Here is a 14,220-nt window from a genome sequence, read left to right as displayed (position 1 = left end):
CATCAGATGACTTGATAACCATATGACTCTCCCGGGACGGAGTTCCAGCCCTTTCACCGACTCGAAGGGGGCCGCTGGCATGACCCACGCCCTGTTCACCCACATTCGCCCTCATGGCGGAGATCCTCACGACGTGCTGGTGGCCGACGGCCGCATCGCGGCCATCGATCCCGCGACGCGGCCCGGGAACTGCGTCGTCGTCGACGGCGGCGGTGCTTTTGCCCTGCCTTCCCCCGTCGACGCGCACATCCATCCCGACAAGTCGGCCTGGGGCCGGCCGTGGCTGAGCCGCGAACCCGCCGACACGCTCCGCGAACTGATCACGAACGACGTCGCCACCCAGCGCGCCATGACCTCTCCGGTGCACGAACGCGCCGGCGCCCTGATCGCCCGGGCGGTCGGCCGCGGCACCCGGGCGATGCGCGCGCACGTCGATGTCGCACCGGTCCACGGGCTCTCCCACCTGCACGGAATCCGCGCCGCCGCCGCTCCGTTCGCGTCGGCGATGGACCTGCAGGTCGTGGCCTTCCCCCAGCTCGGCCTCCTCACCGAGCCCGGCACCGCCGAGCTGCTGGAGCAGGCCGTCAAGGAGGGCGCCGACATCGTCGGCGGCCTGGATCCGGTCGGCATCGACGGTGACCTCGACGGGCATCTGGACGTCCTGTTCGGCATCGCCGAGCGCACCGGCGCACCGATCGACATCCACCTGCACGACCGCGGCCGAGCGGGCCTGGACCAGATCGCCGAGATCGCCCGCCGTACCCTGGCCGCCGACATGCGGGGAAAGGTCACGATCAGCCACGCGTTCTGCCTGTCCGACTGCGACGCCACCGAGTTGGAGCACACCGCCGAGTTCCTGGCCGACGCGGACGTGGCGGTGACCACGTGCGCGCTCGGCAGCGAGCCGGTCGTGCCCTTCCGGCCGCTGGTGGAACGGGGCGTGCGGGTCGGCGCCGGTTCGGACGGCGTGCGGGACGCCTGGACCCCGTTCGGCGACGGCGACATGTTCACGCGGGCGCATCTGCTCGCGTACCGCACCGATGCCCGCACCGACGAGGAACTGGCGGCGTGCTACGCCGTGGCGGCGCACGGCGGCGCGGACGTCATGGGCCTGGAACGGTCCGACCTGCGGATCGGCGACCCCGCCGACTTCGTTCTGCTGGCCGGGGAGTCCGTCGCGCAGGTACTCGTCGACCGGCCGCTGCCCGCGATGGTCGTCCGGGCCGGGAACGTCGTCGCCCGTGACGGGCGCCTCGAGAGGACCACCCGGTGAAGCGCCGCAGGCCGGCCCTGCTCACCGGCGGACTCGCGCTCGCCCTGACCGCCTGCGGCAACACCGCGCCGGGCGGGCAAGGATCGGCGCTCACGACGGCGGACCTCGCCACCACCACCGCGTCGGCCGCCCACGGCGTGGACCGGATCACCTGGAACCTGCCCTACGAGCCACAGACGCTGGACCCGATCCGCTCCTTCAACTACGCCGAGAACACCGCGCTCGCGAACATGTGCGAGAGTCTGATGCGGCTCACCCCCGACCTGAAGATCCGCCCCGGTCTCGCTGTGAAGGCGGAGAATCCGACCCCGACCCGGTGGGTCTACACGCTGCGCAAGAACGTCAGGTTCTGGGACGGCGAGCAGATGACCGCCGACGACGTGGCGGCCAGCCTCAACCGCCACCTCGACCCGACGCTGGGCACCTGGTGGAGCGACTACTTCGAGACCGTCGCCTCCATCAAGGCGACCGGGCCGTACCAGGTCACGGTGGACCTCAAGCAGCCCGACGTGCTCTTCAACCAGGCCATGGCGACCGCCGCCGGCGCCGTCGTGGAGAAATCGTTCCTGGACAAGGCCGGAAAGAACCTCGGCTCTCCCACAGGCGGAGTCATGTGCACCGGACCCTTCAAGTTCGCCGGCTGGAAGCCCGGCGACTCCCTTCGGCTGACTCGCAATGACGACTACTGGAACGCCGAACTCAAGGCGAAATCAAAGACGTTGGTGTTCCGGTTCATCGCCGACGAGACCACCGCGGTCAACGCACTGCGGTCCGGCGAGGTCGACGGGCAGTACTTCTACCTCCCCCCTGCCGGACTCAGTCAACTCGTCGACTCCCCCACCGGCTCGGTCACCCTCGGCCGCTCCCTCACCTTCTGGGCCCTGCTCGGCGCCGCCAAGTCCGGCCCGTACGCCGACCCACGCGTGCGTGAGGCACTGTCGGCCGCCCTCGACCGCCCGGGAATCGCCCGGGTGATCTTCCAGGGGGCCGCGGCCCCGGAGAGCACGTTGGCCAACTCCGACTACTGGGGCTACGCCGCGGACACCTTCCGCGCCGCACACGACGCTCTGCCCGCGGCGAAGCCCGACCTCGCCCGCGCCAAGCGGCTCCTGAAGGCCGCCGGCAAGCCGTCCCGCCCCCTCACCATCGGCATCCAGGGAAGTTCGGCGGTGCACGAACAGACAGCGAGCATCATCAAGGCCGCCGGCGAGGACCTCGGGCTCGACGTCAGGATCAAGGTCATCCCGGTCGAGCAGTACGGCAACCTCTACAGCGACCCCAAGGCCCGCGAAGGCATCGACGCCTTCCTGAGCACCTGGTACGGCAACATGCCCGATCCCCTGGACGTCTACCGCGTGTTCACCAAGGGCGGCCGGTCCAACTTCGACGACTACGCATCGGTGGACGGCGCCGTCAGACAGGCCCAGGCCGCCTACGACCCGCAGCAGCGGGCCGAGTTGGTCGGCGGAATCCAGACCGCCGTCAGCCGGGACGTGCCCTGGACGCCGATCTCCTCCCTGCCCGTCATCCTCTACATGAACAAGCGGATCACCGGAGCGGTCGCCTCGTTCTCGTACCTGTACTACCCCTGGGCCGCCGGGATCGGTGCGCGATGAGGTGGCTGACATTCCTGGCGCGACGGCTGGCCGCGCTCGCGGCGGTCCTCCTCGTGGCCTCGTTCCTGGTGTACGGGCTGCTCTACACGGTTCCCGGCGGACCGATGGCGTTCCTGCTGGGCAACCGCAGCGGCAGCCCCGAGCAGATCGCGGCGATCCGTCATCAGTACCACCTCGACGAGCCGTTCCTGGTCCGCTACTTCAGCTGGCTGGGCGACGCGCTGCACGGTGACTTCGGTCAGTCCCTGGTCTACCGACAGGACGTGTCCGCCCTGATGTCCACCCGGCTGGCGACGACGGGGCTGCTGGTGCTGTACGCCACGGTGATCATCGTCGTGGTGGGCATCGCCCTCGGACTGCTCGGAGCGCTGCGCCGGGGCCCGGTCGACGCGGCCGTCTCCGTGGTCAACAGCGTCTTCCTGGCCACTCCCACCTTCGTCGTGGGCGTGGTGCTGGTCGTCGTCTTCGCCCTGGGGCTGGGCTGGTTCCCGGTCTTCGGCCCGGGATCGGGCCTGGACGACCGGCTGTATCACCTGACGCTGCCCGCCATCGCCCTCAGCCTCGGCAGCGCCGGCTTCCTGGCCCGCATCACCCGCGCCTCGGTGGGCGCGGAGTTGAGCCGCGAACACGTGGAGACGGCACGCAGCCGCGGATTCTCCGAGTCCCACATCGTCCGCCGGCACGTGCTGCGCAACGCGTCGATCCCGGTCGTGACCGTCATGGGCCTCACCGTGGCCGGACTGATCGCGGGCTCCGTGGTCGTCGAGAACATCTTCGCGCTGGACGGTCTCGGCTCGCTGCTCGTACGGGCCATTCTCCAGCGGGACTTCGCCGTGGTGCAGGGCGTCGTTCTCGTCCTGGTCTCCGCGTTCGTCATCGTCAACCTGGTGGTCGACCTGTGCTACTCGCTCATCGACCCCCGTCTGTCTCCCGGGGAGGCGTCATGAAGGCACGCCTGGGCCCGACGGGCCTCACCGCACTGGCAGTTCTCGCGGTCGTCGCCGTGGTCAGCGCCTGTGCGCCGCTGCTGGCGCCCTACGATCCGAATCGGCCCGACCTCTTCAACGCGCTGTCCGGAAGCACCGGCAGCCACCTGCTCGGTGGTGACGCGCTCGGCCGGGACATTCTGTCGCGGCTGATGTTCGGGGCCCGTACGACGCTGCTGGGCCCGCTGGTCACCATCGCGCTGTCCACCGTGGTGGGCACCACGCTCGCGATCGTCGCCGCGTGGTCCGGAGGCCGGGTCGACGCCGTCATCTCCCGGCTGCTCGACGTGCTGTTCGCGGTGCCCGGCATCGTGTTCGCCCTGGTGACCGTGGCCGTGGTCGGTCCCGGTATGACGGGAGTGGTCATCGGCCTGGCCGTGGCGTACACGCCGTACGTGGCCCGCGTCGTCCGCAGCGCCGCGCTGCGGGAACGCGGCCTCCCCTACGTCTCGGCCGCCTGGCTCCAGGGCAGATCGGCCGTCGCCATCTGCGGGCGCCACCTGCTGCCCAACCTGCGCCCGCTGATCGTCGCCCAGTCGGTGTCGGCCCTCGGCTTCGCGATCATCGACCTGGCCGCGATCTCGTTCCTCGGACTCGGCGTTCAGCCGCCGGCCGCCGACTGGGGCCTGATGGTCAAGAGCGGACTGGACGGCGCGATGCGCGGCCAGCCGATGGAGGCCATCAGCGCGGGCGTGCTGATCGTGGTCGTGGTGGTCGCGGTGACGGTGCTCGGCGACCGGATGGGTGCTGAGCAAGGGAGTGCGCGATGAGCAACGATATCCTGGTCCTGGACCAGTTGCGGCTGGAGGTTCCGGCCGGCCGCGGGCAATGGCGGACACTCGTCGACGACGTCGGCCTCACCGTCGCCCCGGGCGAAGCCGTCGGCCTCGTCGGTGAATCCGGCTCGGGCAAGTCGATGACCGCGCGGTCCGTCCTTCGGCTGACCCCGCCCGGCGCACGGCTGAGCGGCCGGATCCAGTTCGACGGCACACCGGTTCTCGATCTCGGGGCGCGGGAGCTGCGCGCCCTGCGGTCGCGGCGGATCGCGATGATCTTCCAGGACCCCCGGGCGCACATCAACCCGGTCCGCAGCATCGGTGACTTCCTCACCGAGGCGCTGGTCTCCAACCTGTCGGTGCTCCCGAAGGAGGCACACGCCAAGGCCGTCCGTCTCCTCGCCGATGTCGGCATCACCGACGGCGAACGCCGGATGCGGCAGCATCCGCACGAGTTGTCCGGCGGACTGCTCCAGCGCGTCATGATCGCGTCGGTGCTGGCCGTGGAACCCGACCTGGTGCTCGCGGACGAGCCCACGACCGCTCTGGACGTGACCACCCAGTCGGAGGTGATGGCCATCCTGGACGAACTGCGCCGGGACCGCGGTATGGCCATGTTGCTGATCACCCACGACCTCGAACTCGCCGCGGCGACCTGCGACCGCATCGGCGTCATGTACGCCGGACGGATCGTGGAGGTGCAGTCCGCCGAGGCACTCACCGGATCCCCCCTGCATCCCTACAGCAGTGGCCTGTTGACATCCCGACCGAGTATCGACCAGGTCGTCCATCCGCTGCCCGTGGTCCCCGGCCGGGCGGTCGCCGCCTTCGAGGCGGGCGAAGGCTGCGCCTTCGCACCCCGCTGCGCCGTCGCCACACCGGAGTGCTCCACCGCCCGCCCGGCGCTGCGCGCGGTGGGCAACGCCCACGTCGCCTGCATACGAGCGGAGGAACCGTGACCGAGATCCTGGTCAGGGCGGAAGGTCTGCGCAAGGTCTACGGGAAGGGCGCGGTCGCCGTCGACGACCTGTCCTTCACCCTCGCCCGCGGTGAATCACTGGCCGTCGTGGGCGAGTCCGGCTCGGGCAAGACCACCGTCGCCCGCATGCTGCTGGGCCTGGAAACCCCCACGGCCGGCACGATCAGCGTCTGCGGACGACCGCGGACGGGCCGAACCGGCTCGGCCGAACGGCGCCGCCGGGCCCGGGAGATCCAGATGGTCTTCCAGGACCCGTACTCGTCACTGGACCCGTTGCAGCGCATCGGGGACGTCATCGAGACCAGCCTCGCCCTGCACTTCCCGCTGAGCGCGAAGGAGCGGCGCGGCCGGTCCCTGGAGCTGCTGGAGGCCGTGGGGCTGAGCGACCGGCACGCCACGATGCTGCCCCGCCAGCTCTCCGGCGGGCAGCGGCAACGCGTCGCCATCGCCCGTGCGATCGCCGTCGAACCGCAGGTTCTGGTGCTGGACGAGGCGGTCGCGGCGCTGGACGTCTCCGTGCAGGCGCAGATCCTCAACCTGCTCACCGACATCCGCGGACGCAGCGGCATCAGCTACGTGTTCATCTCGCACGACCTGGCGGTCGTCAACCAGATCAGCGACACGGCGATCGTGATGTCCGCCGGCCGCGTGGTCGAGCGCGGGCCGACCCGGCAACTGCTGCGCGCCCCGCAGGAGGAGTACACCAAAGCCCTCCTGGACGCGGTTCCCCGACCCGGCTGGAAGCCCCGCCGTCGCGCGGCCGGCTCCCACCCTTCCCCACACCCCGCCTCCCCCCGTCCCCACCACTGAGAGGCCATCACCATGTGTCTGGACCACCATCAGCCGCCGCCCTCACACGTCGCCCGGCGCGGCGTCCTCGCCACCGCGATGGCACTGGCCGGCGCGTCCCTGCTCGCCGGCACCGCCGAGGCGGCCGACCGTACGCCCACGCCGGACCGGAAGGCGCCCGGCACCGGCCCGGCGCCGTCCGGAGGCACCCTCGTCATCGACGGCGGCACCCTCCTCGATCCGCTGACCGGGGAGGTGACCGCCGACTCCGTGGTCGTCATCGTGGACGGCACCGTGCGGGCCGCGGGCAGCCGGGACGCCACCCGGCGCGCCCGCGCGGCGCTGCGAGCGGGCGTGAGCGTGGTCGGCGCCCACGGCCGATGGGTACTCCCCGGCCTGGTCGACGCGCACATCCACATCACCTCCCTCAGCGAGGCCGGAACGGCCCTGCGTCAGGGGGCGACCAGCGTGCGCAGCGGATCCACCACCTTCTACCAGGACATCGCCGTGCGCGAACTGGCCCGGTGGGCCCCGGACCGGGCGCCGCGGACGCGGGCCGCCGGCCTCTTCGTCACCCCCGACCTCGGCGACACGATCCTGGCCGACCCCGACCTCGCCCCGCTGGCCCGCCTCAAGGACGGCGTCCGCTCGTCCGAGGCGCTGCGCCGGGTGGTCGACGTGAACCTGAACCGGGGCGCGGACGTCATCAAGACGCGGGTCAACGACCGTGCGGGCCTGCCGGACCAGGACCCGCTGCGCCAGGTGTACAACCGTGACCAACTCGCCACGGTAGTGGCGGCGGCGCGGCGCCGCGGCGCCGGCGTCCTCTGCCACAGCTACAGCGAACAAGGCTGCCGAGACGCCGTCCTGGCGGGCATCCGCAGTCTGGAGCACGGGGTCTTCGTCGCCGAGGACACGCTGCACGAAATGCGGCGCCGCGGCACGTACTTCACGCCCACCCTGACCGCCATCGCCGGGCTGGCCGAATCCGACGACCCCGTACTCGCCGCGCGCGGGCGCGAGTTCCTCCCCGTACTGCGGCAAGCCGTGTGCACGGCGCACGACATGGGCGTTCCGCTGGCGGCGGGCACCGATTCCGCCGGGGGACAGATCGATCCGATCGGCGGCGAGGTGGTGCTGATGCAGCAGGCCGGCCTGCCGGCCCTGGACGCCATCCGCACCGCCACGACGGCGGCGGCGCGGCTGACCGGACTGAGCGGCAGCGCGGGGCGGCTGGCGCAGGGCTTCCGTGGGGACGCGGTGCTGCTCGCCGGTAATCCGCTGGAGGACATCACAGCAGTGAGGACGCCGAGCGCGGTGATCAGCAACGGCGTCGTCGTCGGTACCTGACGGCCCCCCGCGCGGGCGGTGCGCACTGATCTCGGCGCGACCGGGCGTGCTCTTCGGTCACGGTGACCGAAGAGGTGACCGAAGAGCACGCCCGGTCACGAGGCAGGGCCTGGGGCGCCCTGACAAGATTTCTCCGGTCGTCCTGTCGATTCTCCCCGCGGCCATTCGTCATATCCGCGTATCCGCGCAACCAACCCCAGGCACGAGGAGCGCCCCGTGAAGTACCTGCTGCTGATCAACACCCTGTCGCCCGACTCCACCGAGGAACGACCGGCCGAGGGACCGACCGTGGAAGAGTTCATGGCGTTCGAGAAGGCCGTCTCCGATGCCGGCGTCAAGCTGGACGGCAACGCCCTGGACCTCTCGAACGCGACCACCGTACGCGTCCGCGTGAATGGGGAGCGCGTCGTGACCGACGGGCCGTTCGCCGAGACCCGGGAGATCGTCGGCGGCTATTACCTGATCGATGTTCCCGACCTCGACGCGGCGCTCGACTGGGCGGCCCGGTGCCCCGGTGCCCGGTACGGCACCGTCGAGGTCCGCACGGTCTGGGAGCCGGATCAGTCGTGAACGAGCGGCGAGCGGCCCGCTCCGTGGAGGCGGTGTTCCGCGAGGACCGGAGCCGGCTGCTCGCCCTGCTCGCGGCACGGTTCGGAGATCTCGATCTTGCCGAGGAGACCGCCTCCGACGCGATCGAGGCCGCGCTGGAGCGGTGGCCGGTCGACGGAGTGCCGGACAAGCCACTGGCCTGGTTGCTCACCACGGCACGCCGCAAGGCCATCGACCGGATCCGGCGCGACCGCGCGTACGCGGAGCGGCTGGCGGTCCTCCAGGTGGAGAGCGACCGGGCCGCCGCCGTGGTACCCGCCGAGCCCGGCTTCGACGACATCCCCGACGAGCGGCTGCAACTGTTCTTCACCTGCTGCCACCCCGCGCTCTCTCCGGAGGCACAGACCGCGCTGACGCTGCGCTTTCTCGCCGGCCTGACCACACCCGAGGTCGCCCGGGCATTCCTGGTGCCCACCGCGACGATGGCCCAGCGCATCGTGCGCGCGAAACGCAAGATCCGCAGTGCGCGCATCCCGTTCCGCGTCCCGGGGCCGGACGAACTGCCCGCGCGGCTGCCCAGCGTGCTCCGAGTCGTCTACCTCGTCTTCACCGAGGGGTACGCCGCCAGCTCCGGCGACGACCTCGTCCGCCCCGATCTGGCCGACGAAGCCATCCGGCTCGCCCGTATCCTGCACCGGCTGCTTCCCGGAGAACGAGAGGTGACGGGGCTGCTCGCGCTGCTCCTCCTCACCGACGCGCGGCGCGCGGCCAGGACCGACGCCGCGGGAGGCCAGGTGCTGCTCGAAGACCAGGACCGCGCTCTGTGGGACGCCGGCCTCATCGCCGAGGGGCGACGGCTCGTCGTACCGGCCCTGACGGGTCCCGGTGTCGGACCGTACGCGGTGCAAGCGGCGATCGCGGCACTGCACGACGAGGCGACCGGCTTCGAAGCGACCGACTGGCCGCAGATCGTCGCGCTCTACGACGTGCTGCTTCAGATCGAGCCATTCCCGCTGGTCGCGCTGAACCGGGCCGTGGCCGTTGCCATGCGCGACGGCCCCGAGGCGGGGCTTGCCCTGCTGGACGCCCTCACCGAGGCCGAGGAACTGCGCGGCTACCACCTGCTTCCCGCAGCGCGGGCCGACCTGCTGAGAAGGCTGGGCCGCACCTCCGAGGCCGCCGCTGCCTACCGGGTCGCCCTCGACCTCGTCGGCAACGAACCAGAACGAGCCATGCTCGCCCGCAGACTCGCGGAACTCTCCGACCGGTGACGGGCCGGCCCGGTGACGGCCCGCAGCCGACGCGGGCGGGCGCACTGGCGCATCGCCGCTTCGAGCTCGTACGGGTCGGACAGGGCCGGGTCGACGGCGTCCTCGACGGTGGCGTCGAGCGGCGGAACCGGCGTCTGCGCCGGGTGCCGAACTATAGACGCGCGACAAAAGGACCGGCAAGGTCAACCGGGCCCCGCCGGACTCCGGTTCCTCCGCCGCCCTCCTCGCACCAGCGCGCTCACCTCGCCGGATGGCCGCTCACGCGCAGGCGCCCGGCGTGCGGGACGTACCGGGCCTCCATCGTGCCGCCGTAAAAGGCAGATGATCACAATGCGGCAGCAACAAGCCACGACAGGTCGCCGATCACTTGACTACCGGGCGTCACACGCGGTTGGCTCCGGCTCAACGAGAGCCACCCGCCCGGTCGTACGTCCGTCGGCCCTCCGCCCCAGTCCCTCCCCCCGTTTGCTCCATGCTCGGCTGCACAGTGAGGTGCCGCACCCTCATGAAGACTCCTCCTTCGCACAAGTACCGCAGATCCGCCCCCGGCACCGCGCTGACGGCCGCCGCCGCCGTCTGCCTGCTCATTTCCGGCTGCTCCGGCTCCGGAGACGCGCAGTCCGAATCAAGCGCGCGGGTATCCGGTGCGTCCGGGCTCAAGGTCGCCATGGTCACCCATGGGGCCGAGGGAGACGCCTTCTGGCAACTGGTCCGCAAGGGCGCCGAGGTGGCCGCGGCCAAGGACGGCGTCGAGCTGACCTACGCGAGCGACGCCGATGCCGCCGGGCAGGCGAAGTTGGTGCGGGACGCGATCCGGGAGGGGGTCGACGGCATCGCGCTGACGCTGGCCAAGCCGGATGCGATGAAGGGGCCGATCGCGGAGGCCAAGGCGGCGGGCATAGCCGTGGTCGGGCTCAACTCCGGTATCGGGTCCTGGCGTTCCAGCGGTGTGCTGCAGTACTTCGGCCAGGACGAGAGTGTCGCGGGCCGGGCCGTCGGGGACAAGCTGGACGACCTGGGGGCCAAGCACGCCCTGTGCGTCATCCACGAGCGGGGCAACATCTCGCTGGAGGCGCGCTGCGCCGGTGTGAAGAAGGCCTTCGGCGGCAGGACCGACATGCTCTACAGCGACGGCACCGACATGGACGCCCTGACCGAGTCGGTCGCGGCCCGACTGCGGTTGGACCACGACATCGACGAAGTGGTCACCAACGGAGCGCAGTTCGCGCTGGCCGCGGTCAAGTCCGTGCACAAGGCAGGCAGCAGGGCGCACATCGCCACCTTCGACCTGAACAAGGAACTGGTCAAGGCGGTTCAGGACGGAGATGTGCAGTTCGCGGTGGACCAACAGCCCTACCTCCAGGGCTATCTGGCCGTGGACGCGCTCTGGCTCTACAGGTCCAACGGCAATGTGAGCGGTGGCGGCGTCGCTCCGGTGCTCACCGGTCCTGCCTTCGTGACCAAGACGAACGTCGCGTCGGTGGCCAAGCTGGCCGCCGGCGGCACGCGCTGAGGACATGCCGGGTACGGGGCGCCGGTGACATGACGACACGGTCCTTCTCCCGATCGCCCGTCACCTGCGCCGACGGCGTCCCACGCGTCTCCCGGCCCGTACCGGACGCGCCGTCACCCCGCCCGCTCGTTCTTCCCTTCCCCGTCTTCCCGCAGATCGCTCTAGGACGATGATGTCTCCACGGACACCGACAGGTTCCCGGCGCCGTCTCGGTTCGATACGGCTCTCACTGGTCCTCCTGGCCCTGGTCCCCACCGTCGCGCTCGCCGCCATGTGGGGTGTGACCACGACCCAGATGTTCTCCGAGGGCCTCCGGCTGCGCTCACAGACAGCGCTGAGCAGGTCGACCGGCGCCATGGGAACCGACGCGGCGCTCGCCCTCCAGCAGGAGCGCGGGCTGTCGGCGGCGTGGCTGGCGTCCCCGCACGGCTCCCGGGCCGCCCTGGACGCGCAGCGCCTGACCACGGACAAGGCGGTCGCCGAACTGGTCGGCCAGGCCGACTCGATCAGGCAGGCCCCCGCCCGCATCAAGAACCGGATGTACTCGGTCGTCGCGTCGGTGGGCAGCCTGGAGTACTACCGGGGCCAGGTGGACAAACCGACGGACATCACCGGTGAACAGGCCCTGGACCAGTACACCGCGATCATCGACGACCAGATCCATGCCTTCCAGGAGCTCTCGCAGGTCGACGACGGCGACCTCACCTCCCAGGCCGGTCCGCTCGTGGCGCTGGAGCACGCCGCGGAGCTGGTCTCCCAGGAGGACGCGCAGCTCACCCTGGCGTGGTCGTCCAAACGCATGGACCAGGAGGCGTGGGACAGGTTCGCCCAACTGGTCCACACCCGCCGCTGGCTCGTCGAGGACCAGATCGTTCCCTCGCTCCAGGGCAGCACGAAGACGCAGACCGAGCGGATCCTGCAGTCGGCGGAGTGGCGCACGCTGGAAGTCGTCGAGGACCAGGTGCTCTCGGCCCGGGGCAAGGCCACCGGCGCGCGCGGGTTCGCGCTGCCTGACGCGCGCGCGAGATGGGGCGCCGCGATCGACAAGCTGTCCGTCCAGTACTCGACGCTGATCCGGCAGCAGACGGTCGCGCTGCTCGACCGCAGTGCCGACCGAGCGCACGGGCTGCTGCTGAAGTCCGCCGTCCTGAGCGCGGCCGGCCTGGCCGCCCTGGTCCTGTGCGTCGGCATGTCCTGGCGGATCACCCGGTCCCTGTCCCGGCGGCTGCTGGGGCTGAGGATCGCCACGCTCCGCCTGGCGGAGGAGCGGCTGCCCGACGTGGTGGCCCGGCTGGAGCGGGGCGAGAAGGTGGACGTGGACTCCGCGACGCCGCCGCTGGACTACGGCACCGACGAACTCGGCCAGGTCGCCCAGGCCTTCAACACCGCGCAGCGTACGGCCGTGCACACCGCGGTCGAACTCGCCGACACCCGACGCGGTTTCCAGAAGGTGATCCTCGGAATCGCCCGGCAGAGCCAGAACCTGATCAACCTTCAGCTCAGCAAGCTCGACGCGCTGGAACGGCGGCACCAGGACCCGGAGGTCCTCCAGGGCCTGTACGAACTGGACTCCACGGCGAGCCAGTTGCGCCGCTACGAGGAGAACCTCGTCATCATCAGCGGCGAGCAGCCACGGCGCAGCTGGACCGAACCGGTCGCGCTGATCGACATCCTGCGCGGCGCCGTCGGCGAGGTCGCCGAGTACCAGAGGGTGGAGGTGCACACCGACGAGGAGGTGTACGTCGCCCCGCCCGCGGTGGCCGACGTCATCCATCTGCTGGCCGAGCTCATCGACAACGCGACCGCGTACTCCGCCGCCCCGAGCCCCGTCGGAGTGCGGGCCGCGATGGTGGCCAAGGGCCTCGTCATCGAGGTCGAGGACCGCGGCCTCGGTATGTCCGAGGAGGACTACGCCCAGCTCAACGCTCATCTGGCCGTGTCCCCGCAGTTCGACGTGGTGGCGCTCGCCGACGACCTGCGGCTCGGCATGTTCGTCATCGCCCGCCTGGCCACCCGGCACGGCATCACCGTGACCCTGCGCTCCTCGCCTTACGGCGGGACCACCGCGATCGTGCTCGTCCCGCACGACATCGTGGTGCCCGAGGCCGCCAGCTCCCCGCAGACGCGGCCGCAGCCGTCCGAGCCCGTGCGGGTGCCCGGACCGGGGCGTCCGGAACTGACCGGGAAGGGCTCGACCCCCGCCGTCGACGCCCGGCGGAGGAAGCCGTCCGCGGGGCAGAACGCCTTCCGTGCGGGTGACAGCGGACACAGGGCGGAACGGACACGTGAGCCGGGGCTCTCCCCGCTGCCGCGTCGGGTGCCGCAGACCAGTCTGGCCGCCGAGCTGCGTGGAGAGGCCGTACCCGTCGTCGAGGACGACCCCCTCGACGACTTCACCGCCGAACGCGCCGCCTCCTCCCTGGCCGGCTTCCAGCGCGGCACACGCGAGGCCCGGCACGACGACACCCAGGAAAGGGCCGACGACCCGGAGGAGGCCGCCGCAACGGACGGCGCCACACCGGATGGCTCCGGACCGAACGGCTCCGGACCGAACGGCTCCGGACCGAACGGCTCCGATGCGCGCGTTCCCGCCGCAGGCACCGCCACCCCCAAGGCCTCGACCGTGTTCGAGCCGGGGGGACATCCACCCTCGACTTCGCCCGCCGACCGCACATGAAGGACAGCCATATGACACGCCCCACCCCCGCCACGCACACGCAGCTCGACCAGCTGCTGACCGGTCTCGTGGAACGGGTCGCCGACGTCAACCACGCCGTCGTGCTCTCCGAGGACGGACTGGTCGTCAGCAAGTCCACCGGATTCCCGCGTGACGACGCCGAGCGGCTGGCGGCGACCGCGTCCGGCCTGATGAGCCTCAGCAAGGGCGTCAGCATGGACTTCGGCGGCGGCCCGGTGCGGCAGGCGCTCATCGAACTGGCCCACACCTATCTGATTCTCACCTCGGCCGGACCGGGCGCCCATCTCGTCGTTCTCACCGGCCCCGGCGCCGACGTCGGTGTGGTGGCGTACCAGATGAACATGCTGGTGAAGAAGATCGGCGAGCACCTGAGTGCGCCCCCGCGTCCGGGTGCCGACGCGTCCGGCAACGGCGAGTGAG

At 71.1% G+C, this 14,220-nt stretch carries 12 protein-coding genes; all 12 read left to right on the top strand.

Features of this window, described 5'->3' with window-relative positions; translation table 11 throughout:
* The first annotated feature begins 79 nt into the window (after positions 1-79).
* A complete protein-coding gene (locus TNCT6_RS33600; protein WP_141365140.1) occupies positions 80-1,273 on the top strand; it encodes an amidohydrolase family protein in 1,194 nt (397 codons plus the stop codon).
* Positions 1,270-2,889, top strand: coding sequence for an ABC transporter substrate-binding protein (locus TNCT6_RS33595; RefSeq protein ID WP_141365138.1), 1,620 nt, complete (start codon positions 1,270-1,272; stop codon positions 2,887-2,889). Before TNCT6_RS33600 ends, TNCT6_RS33595 begins: the two co-directional genes overlap by 4 nt.
* Positions 2,886-3,836, top strand: coding sequence for an ABC transporter permease (locus TNCT6_RS33590; RefSeq protein WP_172633136.1), 951 nt, complete (start codon positions 2,886-2,888; stop codon positions 3,834-3,836). Before TNCT6_RS33595 ends, TNCT6_RS33590 begins: the two co-directional genes overlap by 4 nt.
* Positions 3,833-4,645 (top strand): ABC transporter permease, encoded by an 813-nt coding sequence (locus TNCT6_RS33585; protein ID WP_141365136.1) that lies wholly within the window; start codon positions 3,833-3,835, stop codon positions 4,643-4,645. Before TNCT6_RS33590 ends, TNCT6_RS33585 begins: the two co-directional genes overlap by 4 nt.
* Positions 4,642-5,610, top strand: a complete 969-nt coding sequence (locus tag TNCT6_RS33580; RefSeq protein ID WP_141365134.1) for an ABC transporter ATP-binding protein — start codon at positions 4,642-4,644, stop codon at positions 5,608-5,610. Before TNCT6_RS33585 ends, TNCT6_RS33580 begins: the two co-directional genes overlap by 4 nt.
* A complete protein-coding gene (locus TNCT6_RS33575) occupies positions 5,607-6,440 on the top strand; it encodes an ABC transporter ATP-binding protein (protein ID WP_141365132.1) in 834 nt (277 codons plus the stop codon). The genes TNCT6_RS33580 and TNCT6_RS33575 overlap by 4 nt, the downstream gene beginning before the upstream one ends.
* A 12-nt stretch (positions 6,441-6,452) precedes the next feature.
* Positions 6,453-7,769, top strand: coding sequence for an amidohydrolase family protein (locus tag TNCT6_RS33570; protein WP_141365130.1), 1,317 nt, complete (start codon positions 6,453-6,455; stop codon positions 7,767-7,769).
* Between the two features lie 216 nt (positions 7,770-7,985).
* Entirely contained in the window at positions 7,986-8,339 is a 354-nt protein-coding gene (locus tag TNCT6_RS33565; RefSeq protein ID WP_141365128.1) for a YciI family protein, read from the top strand.
* Positions 8,336-9,589, top strand: a complete 1,254-nt coding sequence (locus TNCT6_RS33560; protein ID WP_141365126.1) for an RNA polymerase sigma factor — start codon at positions 8,336-8,338, stop codon at positions 9,587-9,589. The genes TNCT6_RS33565 and TNCT6_RS33560 overlap by 4 nt, the downstream gene beginning before the upstream one ends.
* Before the next feature lie 505 nt (positions 9,590-10,094).
* Positions 10,095-11,102 (top strand): substrate-binding domain-containing protein, encoded by a 1,008-nt coding sequence (locus TNCT6_RS33555; RefSeq protein ID WP_141365124.1) that lies wholly within the window; start codon positions 10,095-10,097, stop codon positions 11,100-11,102.
* A 172-nt stretch (positions 11,103-11,274) separates the two neighbouring features.
* Entirely contained in the window at positions 11,275-13,779 is a 2,505-nt protein-coding gene (locus TNCT6_RS33550; protein ID WP_141365122.1) for a nitrate- and nitrite sensing domain-containing protein, read from the top strand.
* 11 nt (positions 13,780-13,790) lie between these two features.
* The gene (locus TNCT6_RS33545) at positions 13,791-14,219 is read left to right on the top strand and encodes a roadblock/LC7 domain-containing protein (protein WP_141365120.1); all 429 of its coding nucleotides are present in this window, start codon (positions 13,791-13,793) and stop codon (positions 14,217-14,219) included.
* Position 14,220: the final 1 nt, after the last annotated feature.

The organism is Streptomyces sp. 6-11-2, assembly GCF_006540305.1.
Lineage (GTDB): Bacteria > Actinomycetota > Actinomycetes > Streptomycetales > Streptomycetaceae > Streptomyces.
Note: the sequence above shows the minus strand (reverse complement) of the source record. Positions and strands in the feature narration are given on the sequence as shown.

Bases quoted from the DNA above. Each gene is read 5' to 3' on its own strand.
- TNCT6_RS33600 (WP_141365140.1), top strand. From the start codon at position 80: ATGACCCACGCCCTGTTCACCCACATTCGCCCTCATGGCGGAGATCCT.
- TNCT6_RS33590 (WP_172633136.1), top strand. From the start codon at position 2,886: ATGAGGTGGCTGACATTCCTGGCGCGACGGCTGGCCGCGCTCGCGGCG.
- TNCT6_RS33585 (WP_141365136.1), top strand. From the start codon at position 3,833: ATGAAGGCACGCCTGGGCCCGACGGGCCTCACCGCACTGGCAGTTCTC.
- TNCT6_RS33580 (WP_141365134.1), top strand. From the start codon at position 4,642: ATGAGCAACGATATCCTGGTCCTGGACCAGTTGCGGCTGGAGGTTCCG.
- TNCT6_RS33570 (WP_141365130.1), top strand. From the start codon at position 6,453: ATGTGTCTGGACCACCATCAGCCGCCGCCCTCACACGTCGCCCGGCGC.
- TNCT6_RS33555 (WP_141365124.1), top strand. From the start codon at position 10,095: ATGAAGACTCCTCCTTCGCACAAGTACCGCAGATCCGCCCCCGGCACC.
- TNCT6_RS33550 (WP_141365122.1), top strand. From the start codon at position 11,275: ATGTCTCCACGGACACCGACAGGTTCCCGGCGCCGTCTCGGTTCGATA.
- TNCT6_RS33545 (WP_141365120.1), top strand. From the start codon at position 13,791: ATGACACGCCCCACCCCCGCCACGCACACGCAGCTCGACCAGCTGCTG.